At 60.9% G+C, this 10,000-nt stretch carries 8 protein-coding genes and 1 other RNA gene; 1 reads left to right on the top strand and 8 read right to left on the bottom strand.

Features of this window, described 5'->3' with window-relative positions:
• The 5 genes from LDL37_RS03915 to adh all read right to left on the bottom strand — a co-directional run.
• Positions 1–238, bottom strand: a 238-nt coding sequence (locus LDL37_RS03915) for a ClpXP protease specificity-enhancing factor SspB (RefSeq protein ID WP_290794643.1), incomplete at its 3' end; no start/stop codon positions are given.
• A gap of 243 nt (positions 239–481) precedes the next feature.
• Positions 482–836, bottom strand: a transfer-messenger RNA (tmRNA) gene (ssrA, locus tag LDL37_RS03910).
• A gap of 17 nt (positions 837–853) precedes the next feature.
• Positions 854–1,402, bottom strand: a complete 549-nt coding sequence (locus tag LDL37_RS03905) for a DUF1353 domain-containing protein (protein WP_290794640.1) — start codon at positions 1,400–1,402, stop codon at positions 854–856.
• Positions 1,403–1,637: 235 nt separating this feature from the next.
• Complete coding sequence (gene adhP, locus LDL37_RS03900; RefSeq protein ID WP_290794636.1) at positions 1,638–2,672, bottom strand: alcohol dehydrogenase AdhP; 1,035 nt, start codon at positions 2,670–2,672, stop codon at positions 1,638–1,640.
• Positions 2,673–2,928: 256 nt separating this feature from the next.
• A complete protein-coding gene (gene adh / locus LDL37_RS03895) occupies positions 2,929–4,446 on the bottom strand; it encodes an aldehyde dehydrogenase (RefSeq protein WP_290794633.1) in 1,518 nt (505 codons plus the stop codon).
• A gap of 239 nt (positions 4,447–4,685) precedes the next feature.
• Between adh and LDL37_RS03890 the strand changes: the two genes are divergently transcribed.
• On the top strand, positions 4,686–5,738 hold the full coding sequence (locus LDL37_RS03890; RefSeq protein WP_290794630.1) for a helix-turn-helix domain-containing protein: 1,053 nt from the start codon (positions 4,686–4,688) through the stop codon (positions 5,736–5,738).
• Here LDL37_RS03890 and LDL37_RS03885 read toward each other — a convergent pair.
• The 3 genes from LDL37_RS03885 to LDL37_RS03875 form a co-directional block, all read right to left on the bottom strand.
• The gene (locus LDL37_RS03885) at positions 5,720–6,562 is read right to left on the bottom strand and encodes an MCP four helix bundle domain-containing protein (protein WP_290794627.1); all 843 of its coding nucleotides are present in this window, start codon (positions 6,560–6,562) and stop codon (positions 5,720–5,722) included. The two genes, LDL37_RS03890 and LDL37_RS03885, sit on opposite strands and share 19 nt — an antisense overlap.
• Positions 6,563–6,828: 266 nt before the next feature.
• The gene (locus tag LDL37_RS03880; protein ID WP_290794624.1) at positions 6,829–8,640 is read right to left on the bottom strand and encodes an IlvD/Edd family dehydratase; all 1,812 of its coding nucleotides are present in this window, start codon (positions 8,638–8,640) and stop codon (positions 6,829–6,831) included.
• Between the two features lie 27 nt (positions 8,641–8,667).
• A complete protein-coding gene (locus tag LDL37_RS03875) occupies positions 8,668–9,819 on the bottom strand; it encodes an aldose epimerase family protein (protein WP_290794621.1) in 1,152 nt (383 codons plus the stop codon).
• Between the last annotated feature and the right edge of the window lie 181 nt (positions 9,820–10,000).

The raw sequence follows: 10,000 nt of genomic DNA, 5'->3' as shown, positions 1-10,000 counted from the left end.
GTTCGCGATACTGGTGTTGCAACACGATGGTGATGTCGCGCGGATAGCGTTTCAGCAGGTCGTCCGGGATGGTCACACCTTCGGCGCGCGTCAGGAAGGTGACGTAGAAATGGTGATCTCCGGGCAGGCCGTGCGGATGCGACGCCTTGATCAGGGCTTCACGGATCACACCGCGCAGCGCGTTCTGGGTCAGGGTCGCATAATCCATGTGGTCAATGACGGACGGCGTATCGGTCATGTCGGGCGGGGCACCTGCATTGGTTGAATGAGTCTGCCCCAGACTTAACACGGTGCGGCTGAAACAAAACAGCAAAATGCCCGCAGGTGCGAGATTTCCCCGACTTGTGATGGCTTTGGAGGGAGGAAGTGCTGGACTTCTGTTGCCAGGCGTCCCCCATCTTCACTTACAATTGGCGCGGGCCTGATCGGAATGTGGAGGAAGTGGCGAGGTTCTGTTGCCAGGCCCTCGAAATGTTTGGGAGGTGCTGGACTTCTGTTGCCAGGCGTCCAGCGGGCCCCGCCTAGGGAGCTTAAGCCCTAGGAGTTTAGGTGGATTAGATCCGCCGCATTACGCAGCAAGAGCTTGATCCGAAGCGAAGTTATCGTTCGCAACTATAATTTTGAGCCGATCACAGAGGCTCAAACTGAGGGAAGGCTACACCTTTACACGTCTGTCGATGCTGATCGGCCCCATATAAGCTCCGCAAACGGAGGAAAATGGTGGAGCCGCCGGGAATCGCACCCGGGTCCAGTCCGCTTATTACGTGGGCGTTTATCCCCATAGTCCCCGAGGGAACACGCTTAATATAGGCGGTTCGTCCGCCCTGCGAAAGAGGGCGCGCGGGATTTTTAGCTACAGGGGTTGCGGGCCGTTGGTTTCGCCGCTGAAGGCCGTGTGGCGTTCGAACGGGGCAATCTCAAGATGCTTGCCATCGCGCCAGTCCGCAAAGGTCCGGTTCCAGATGCGGCGTTCCTTGTTGTAACCGCCGCCACCGCCCAGTCGCACCGCCGTGTACAGGATAAGGCGTTTGAACCACGCCACCTTCAGTTCACGCAAGGCATGGAGAAAGACGCGATCGGCGCGCGCCCGCATGTCGGGTTCGCCCACTGCGTAGAGCCAGTCGTGCACGACCGCCGCCTTGGCATGACGACCAAAGGCAGGGATCAGGCCGCGCACCAGCCAGGGAATGGAGGCGAAGTCAGTAATGTAGCTTTGCGGTACGCGAAACCTCAGGCCCTCGATTTCGTCCTCATAGACAAAGCTTTCGTAAAGGACGGCGGTGGTGCGGCCTTCGCGCTCGATGTCGCCATCCAGTACGGCCACCAGAAGCGCAGACGGCATGGTCGGAGCGTATTTCAGCCCCATCTCGGTGGCCGGTTTTGTCCCGGAATAGAATGGCATGTCCCCTCCATTTAGAGCGATATGTCGAAAAGTGTGGGTGGTTTTCGGAAAAATATCGAGATAAAACAGAAATTTATATCATTCGCCGGCTCAACTGAGTCGACGAATGTTCTAAGCGCGCGTAACACTATTCTCTGAAACCAACCTCAAGGCAAGGGAGGGTTGCGTAAGCATAAAAAACGCCCTGCCGGGGAGGGGGCAGGGCGTCGGCTTGCGCGTCACAGACGCTCAGACGTCAGGCGGTCAGGTCGAGCACGATACGGCCTTCGATCTGCCCCTTGTGCATACGCGCAAAGATGTCGTTGATGTTTTCCAGTTTTTCGGTGGCGATGGTCGCCTTGACCTTGCCGTCGCTGGCGAAATCAAGCGATTCCTGAAGGTCGAGGCGCGTGCCGACGATGGAGCCGCGCACAGTCACGCCATTGAGCACCATGCCGAAGATGTCGAGCGGGAATTCCCCCGGTGGCAGACCATTCAGAGACACCGTCCCGCCGCGCGACACCATGCCGAGCGCCTGTTTGAAGGCGGTGGTCGAAACCGCGGTGACGAGAACGCCCTGCGCCCCGCCATCGGTGGCCTTTTTGATATAGGCTGCGGGATCGGCTTCCGTTTTGGCATTGACCGTCACGGTCGCGCCCAGACGGCGGGCGAGGTCGAGCTTGGCGTCGTCAATATCGACGGCGGCGACGTTGAGCCCCATGGCCTTGGCGTACTGCACGGCCATGTGGCCCAGACCGCCGACGCCGGAAATGACCACCCAGTCGCCGGGCTTGGTGTCGGTGACCTTCAGCCCCTTATAGACGGTCACGCCGGCACACAGGACCGGTGCGATTTCGGTAAAGCTGATGTTTTTGGGCAGGTGACCGACGAAGTTCGGATCCGCCACCACATATTCGGCAAAGCCGCCATTCACCGAATAGCCGGTGTTGAGCTGGGATTCGCACAGGGTTTCCCACCCGCCCAGACAGTGACGACAATGGCCGCAGGCCGTATAGAGCCAAGGCACGCCGACGCGGTCGCCTTCCTTGACGTGCTTGACGCCCTTACCCACCGCCGAAACGTAACCGACGCCTTCGTGGCCGGGGATAAAGGGCGGATTGGGCTTCACCGGCCAGTCGCCTTCGGCGGCGTGCAGGTCGGTGTGACAGACGCCCGACGCCTGAATGGCCACCTGAATCAGGCCTTCGCCGGGTTCCGGCACCGGCACTTCGTCGATGGTGAGGGGTTTACCGAACTGGCGGACAACGGCCGCCTTCATGGTTCTGGCCATGCTGCGTTTCTCCTGCGGATGGGGGTGATACCAAGGGTCATTGAAAATGACTCTTGGTATGCCTTTCGAGAATTTCTCATGTCACTGATACAAATGAGAAATTCTCGAGTTTTCAACGGCCGGATGCGGTCAGCATCTTCGGCCGTTGGTATGAGAGACATGATGCGCCGCAGAGGGCCGTGCCGCCATGCGACGGATGGGCGCGCGCTAAAACAGCGCGGCGACTTTCACAGCCGCCGCGCTTTTGCATTTCCGATCAGAAGAAGCCGAGCTTGGCCGGCTGATAGGAGACGAGGATGTTCTTCGTCTGCTGATAGTGGTCAAGCATCATCTTGTGCGTTTCGCGCCCGATGCCCGACTGCTTGTAGCCACCGAAGGCCGCATGGGCCGGGTAGGCGTGGTAGCAGTTGGTCCATACGCGGCCCGCTTCGATGCCGCGACCGGCGCGATAGGCGGTATTCATATCGCGGCTCCACACACCGGCACCCAGACCATAGATGGTGTCATTGGCGATCTCGATGGCCTCTTCCACCGTCTTGAAGGTGGTAACCGAAACGACGGGGCCGAAGATTTCCTCCTGGAAGACGCGCATCTTGTTGTGGCCTTCGAAGATGGTCGGCTTGATATAGAAGCCGTCCTTCAGGTCGCCGGACAGGTGGTTGGCTTCGCCGCCGGTCAGGACCTTGGCGCCTTCTGCCTTGCCGATATCGAGATATTTCTGGATCTTCTCATACTGCTCCAGAGAGGCCTGAGCGCCGATCATCGTGCCCATGTTCAGCGGGTCGCCCTGGGTGATGGCTTCGACGCGCTTGATGGCCTTCTCCATAAACTTGTCGTAGATCGACTCGTGGACCAGAGCCCGCGACGGACAGGTGCAGACCTCGCCCTGATTGAGGGCGAAGAAGGCAAAGCCTTCCAGTGCCTTGTCGAGGAAGGCGTCGTCTTCGTCCATCACATCGGCGAAGAAGACGTTGGGCGACTTGCCGCCCAGCTCCAGCGTAATGTTGGTCAGGTTGTCGGCGGCGGAACGCATGATCTCCTTACCCACGCCGGTCGAGCCGGTGAAGGCGATCTTGGCGATGCGCGGGCTTTTGGCCAGCGGCGCGCCCGCTTCGATGCCGGTGCCGTTGACGATGTTGAGGACGCCCGGCGGCAGCAGGTCAGCGATCAGTTCGGCGACGACTAGGATCGAGGCCGGGGTCTGTTCGGCGGGCTTCAGCACCACGCAATTACCGGCGGCCAGAGCGGGGGCCAGCTTCCACGCCGCCATCAGGATGGGGAAATTCCACGGAATGATCTGGCCCACAACGCCCAGCGGCTCATGGAAGTGATAGGCGACCGTGTCGTGATCCAGTTCACCGATGGAGCCTTCCTGCGCGCGGATGCAGCCGGCGAAATAGCGGAAATGGTCGATGGCCAGCGGAATGTCGGCGGCGGTGGTTTCGCGCAGCGGCTTGCCATTGTCCCAGGTTTCGGCCTCGGCGACGAGGCTGAGATTGGCTTCGAGGCGGTCGGCGATCTTCAGAAGGATGTTGGCGCGCTCGGTCACCGAGGTGCGGCCCCAGGCCGATTTGACCTTGTGGGCGGCATCGAGCGCGCGTTCAATGTCCTGCGCGTCGGAGCGCGGCACTTCGCACAGCTTCTGGCCGTTCACCGGCGAGATATTGTCCATATAGCGGCCATTGACCGGTTCGACCCAGTCACCGCCGATAAAGTTACCGTAGCGGGTTTTGAACGGTGTGGCGGCGGTGAGATCGCGTTCATGCTTGGTCATGCGAGTTGTCCTTATCTGGTGTTAACCCCTGAGACACCCAGCCTGCGCCCCTGCGATGGCCTGTCGCAAGCACGGACCCACATGATGCGCCGCAGCATCACGTGCATTGTGAAACCCCGCCAATCCCCGCTGTCGCAGGCTGCGTCACAGGTGTCGAATATGTCGCATTTTGCGACAGATGACAGACGTCGAAAGCGGGCGCATAATGTCGGCAACAAACGATAATGCGGCAGGAAACCATGACCAACGATCCGGCCCGCGTCGAGGCGGCGCGTAAGGCCTTCTTCGAAAAGCACAGCCTGCCCGTCGATCAGGTGGGGCACGCCATACTGCGGTCGTGGATACGCTGCGCCGATATGGGGCTGAATGCCGCTGCCGATCCGCGCACCGAAGCCCCCTCGACCAGCGATGTGCGCCTGCTGCACGAAAAGCACGAGGCGCTGCGCCGCATTTCACGTCCGGAACTGGACGCCCTGCACGCCGAGGCGCGTGAACTTTCGGGCATCGTCATCCTGACCAATGCGCGCGGCGAAATCCTCGATGCCGTGGGTGATCCGGGCTTTGCGGGCAAGGCGGCGGAGGTGGCGTTGCGCCCCGGCGTTCTGTGGAGCGAGGACGGCACCGGCACCAATGCCATCGGTACGGCGATTGCCGAGCGTCGCCCGGTGGCCGTCAACGGTGCCGAGCATTATTTTCAGGCGCACCGCGTGTTGAGCTGCGCCGCGACGCCGATCATCGACCCGCGCGGCGCGGTTCTGGGGGTGCTTGACCTCTCGACCCCGGCCCATATGCAGGGCGGGCACATGCTGGGTCTGATGCGGCTGGCGGTCGAACAGATCGAACACCGCCTGTTCCGCGAAGGCTTCGAGTCGTGCCAGACCCTGCGTTTCCATAGCGATTCCAGCCTGCTGGGGGCGGCGCGCGAAGGTATTCTGGTCTTTCGTGACGGGGTGGTGGTCGCCGCTAACCGCCGAGGCCTGTCGCTGACCGGGCGTAACTGGGATGATCTCGACAGCCTGCGCTTTGACGACCTGTTCGATGCCGGGGGCTTGCGGCCCGGTGCGCTGCGTCTGCGCGACCACGAAGGGCGGCTCTATCACGCGCGCTGCGAAGAGGATGGCACGGCTCCGGCAGTGACGAACCTTACCGAGGGACGGCTGGATGATGTGGAGACGGCGGCCATCCGGCGCGCGCTTGAAGCGCATGGCGGTAATGTCAGCGCGGCGGCGCGGGCACTGGGTATCCACCGTTCGACCATTTACCGCAAATCGGGTCAGTCCAGTATGAGCTGACGGGCTTCGAGCGCTTGCAGACGTTCGGCTTCGCGTTGAGCAGCGACGATTTTTTCCGCTTCGATAGCGTGGGCCTTGAGTCGGCCAATGGCGCGCCACAGGGCGTCCACCTCATCCTTGCCCTCGGCTTCGGGGACGGGCGTGTCGAGATGCCCTTCTGACAGGCTGATGATGGTTCCCGCCACATGACGCAGCGGGCGGGTGATGAAGTGCAGGATCGCCCAGGCCGACAGACCGAGTATAGCGGCGATGGAGACCAGCGCCATGATCAGGAAGGTTTGCCCACGCTGTTGCGAAAAAGCGGCGGCTTCGGCCTGGGTCTGCGCCAGATCCTTGCGGGCTTCAACCACGAGCGTGTCGAGCCTCTGCTGAAGAGCGATGCGGTTTTCACGGTCGCCTGTCCCGACGGCTGTTGCTTTGGTGATGTCGCCTTCGTTCGCCAGTTTGACTACGGTCCGGCGGCTGGCGATAAGCTCACGCGCGGCGGCTTCGATCTGTCTGTAATCTGCGCGCTCTTCGGCGTCTTTCGATAATCGCCAATCGTTCAGCGCCTGCTCCAGTTCATCGAGATTGCGGGTAAGGTTGCCCGCAAATGCCGACGCCTCGGCCTTGTCCATGGACAGGTAGATGCCACGTGACTCCATCACGACGGTGCTGACCATGCGGTTGATACGTTCAATGTCGTAAGCGTGTTCGTAGGCGGTCCCGTATTCTGTCATCATGGTCTTGTAGCGGTCCAGAGACATCAGGGCGAGGCCGGTAATCAGCAAGGCCATGACGCCGAAGGCGGCAATCAGGGCCATCAGACGCAAACGAATCGACATAGGTAACCACCCGCAACAGATAACGCGATTACGACATGTATAGGTGGTTAAGTGTAAAGATCGTGTTTACTGCCCTGATTTTGGTTATAAATTGGGCTATTTGGTTGATGTGGCGGTAATATATTGCATAGAAACGATGTCCGCCTTACATCAAAGTCCGTCGAACACTTATCGCAGCACAAAAAGTATTAACCCTGATCTGGCGGTAACAAAAAACCGCCGGAGGCTGACCCCCGGCGGCTGAACAAACGCTTTAACAAAAGAGATCAGTGGTTGTCGCGCGGCACACCCGCACCGACCTGAGCGATGCGCTGATACTTGACGGCGTTTTCGAGCACCATGCCCGACCCCATCTGACCGACGACGCCCCGCTGCATTTCCTGCCACGGCGTCTGGTGCGCCGGGTACTGGAAGCCACCGGCGGCCTCAAGCGCGGCGCGGCGATCGGCGATTTCGGCGTCGGAGATCAGGACATTGACCGTGTTGTCATTGAGATCAACGCGCACCTGATCGCCGGTTTGCAGAATGGCAAGGTTGCCGCCCGCCGCCGCTTCGGGCGAAGCGTTGAGGATCGAAGGCGAGCCCGACGTGCCCGATTGGCGGCCATCGCCGATACAGGCCAGCGAGGTGACACCGCGCTTCAGCAGGTAGTTGGGGGCGCGCATATTGACGACTTCGGCGGCACCCGGATAGCCGATGGGGCCGGCACCGCGCATGAACAGGATGCAGTGCTCATCGATGTTCAGGGATTCGTCGTCGATGCGGTGGTGGTAGTCTTCGGGGCCGTCGAAGACGATGGCGCGACCGGTAAAGGCGTTGGGCGAGGCCGGATCAGACAGGTAGCGCTCGCGGAATTCGGGGCTGATGACCGAGACCTTCATCACCGCCGAATCGAACAGATTGCCCGACAGGACACGGAACCCGGCGGCCAGTTTCAGCGGCTGCTCGAACGGGCGGATAACACGCTCGTCTTCGATGACCGCATCGCGGCAGTTTTCGCCGATGGTCTTGCCGTTGGCGGTGATGGCATTTTCATGGATCAGGCCGTGTTTGATGAGCTGACCCACCACGGCGGGGACGCCACCGGCATGGTGGTAATCTTCACCCAGATATTCACCGGCAGGCATCAGATTGACCAGCAACGGCACCTCTTCGCCGTACTGCTGCCATTCCTCGATCTTCAGGTCCACGCCGATGTGGCGGGCCAGCGCGTTGAGGTGGATCGGGGCATTGGTCGAACCGCCAATGGCCGAATTGACGCGGATGGCGTTGATGAAGGCTTCCTTGGTCAGGATGTCCGACGGCTTAAGGTCTTCGTGGACCATATCGACGATGCGCTTGCCTGTGCGGTAGGCGCATTCCTGACGGTCGCGGTGCGGGGCCGGGATGGCGGCCGAGTAGGGGAGCTGCATCCCGAGCGCTTCGGCCAGGCTGTTCATGGTCGTTGCCGTGCCCATGGTGTTGCAGTAGCCGGTCGAAGGCGCCGAAGAGGCCACCAGCTTGATGAAGCCCTGATAGTCGATCTCACCCGCGGCCAGCAGTTCGCGGGCCTTCCACACGATGGTGCCCGAACCCGTGCGCTCACCCTTGTACCAGCCGTTGAGCATGGGGCCCACCGACAGGGCGATGGCCGGGATGTTGACGGTAGCGGCGGCCATCAGGCAGGCCGGGGTCGTCTTGTCACAGCCGATGGTCAGCACGACGCCGTCCAGCGGATAGCCATAGATGACTTCGACGAGGCCGATATAGGCGAGGTTCCGGTCAAGGCCCGCCGTCGGACGCTTGCCCGTTTCCTGAATCGGGTGGACCGGGAATTCCAGCGGAATACCGCCCGCTTCGATGATGCCTTCGCGGATGCGCTTGGCCAGCTCAAGGTGGTGGCGGTTGCACGGGCTGAGGTCAGAACCGGTCTGGGCGATGCCGATGATCGGCTTGTCCGACTGCAACTCCTCCAGCGACAGGCCGAAATTCATGTAACGCTCAAGGTAGAGCGCCGTCATGTCGGCGTTTTCAGGATTGTCGAACCAGGCGCGCGAACGGAGCTTGGTCTTGGAACGGGAAAGGTTGCGGTCGGACATCGGTGTGGGCGTTCTTTACTTCTTGGATTACTTGGCGACGAAGAGGTGGTGAACCGTCGTCTGGGTGTAGGTTTCGCCGGGGTTCAGACGGGTGGTCGGGAACTGCGGCTGGTTGGGGCTGTCGGGGAAGTGCTGGGCTTCGAAGGCCACAGCGTCGCCCATGCGGGTGACCTGACCGTTGCGGCCCGGAACCTTCCCGTCGAGGAAGTTGCCGGTGTACATCTGAATGCCCGGCTCGGTGGTCAGGATCTTCAGGCCGCGGCCCGACTTGGCGTCGATCAGGGTGACGGCCTGTTTCGGCGTCTTGGTCACGCCACCGCGCAGGACGTAGTTGTGGTCGATGCCAAGGCCGATCAGGATTTGCGGATCGCGCGCATCGCGCACGCGCTCATTGATCACCGCCGGCTTGGTGAAATCGAACGGCGTGCCCTTGACCGGGGCGATATTGCCGTAGGGAATGGCGGTTTCATTGGTGGGCAGATAACCGTCTGATTCCAGTTGCAGCGAGGCTTCGAGCGCCGAGCGGCCCGAACCCACACCCGCCAGATTGAACAGGGCATGGTTGGTCAGGTTGACGATGGTCGGCTTGTCCGTCGTCGCCTTGTAGCGGATGGTCAGATCGTTGTTTTCATTGAGGCTATAGGTCACCTCGATCTTCATGGTGCCGGGATAGCCCTCTTCGCCGTCCGGCGAGGTGTAGGTGAAGGTGGCCGAAGCCTCTCCCGTCTTGCCGCCGCTCTTGACCGAAGCCAGGGTCCAGTTGACCTTGTCAAAGCCTTTCAGGCCGCCGTGCAGGTGGTTGCCATTATTGTTGGTGGCCAGCGTATAGGTCTTGCCATCCAGCGTGAACTTGCCCTTGGCGATGCGGTTGGCGTAGCGGCCGACGGTCACCCCCAGATACTGCGGGGTTTCGACATAGCCCTTCAGGTCGTCATAGCCGATGGTGATTTCGGCGGCCTTGCCATTGCGATCCGGGGCCCACAGCGATTGCAGGGTCGCGCCATAGGTGATGACCTTGGCCGAAACGCCCTTGGCGTTTTTCAGTACCACGGCCTTGACCTCGCTGCCGTCGGCCAGCTTGCCGAAGGTTTCGCTGGTGGCGGTAGCGGCCTGAGCGGCATTGACGCCCATCAGCGTCAGAACAAGCGCTGCGAGCGCAGACGAATTGCGGAGAGTCATGGCGTCAGGCCTTTCCCATCAAGGAGCTGTTTTGCGTTTCCCATAGTCATTTGGCGCCGGTTCACGCCGGATGCCGTAACAGCCTGATTAAACCCTGCCTTTTAGTCAGACAATAGGCAAATGAGGTTTTTTAATTATATGATAAAATGCAGGGGTGCAATCCTGTAATCGTCTCTTGAGC

Source organism: Asticcacaulis sp., assembly GCF_020217185.1.
Classification (GTDB): Bacteria; Pseudomonadota; Alphaproteobacteria; order Caulobacterales; family Caulobacteraceae; genus Asticcacaulis.
The sequence above is the reverse complement of the archived record's forward strand: the minus strand, read 5'-3'. Positions and strand labels throughout refer to the sequence as shown.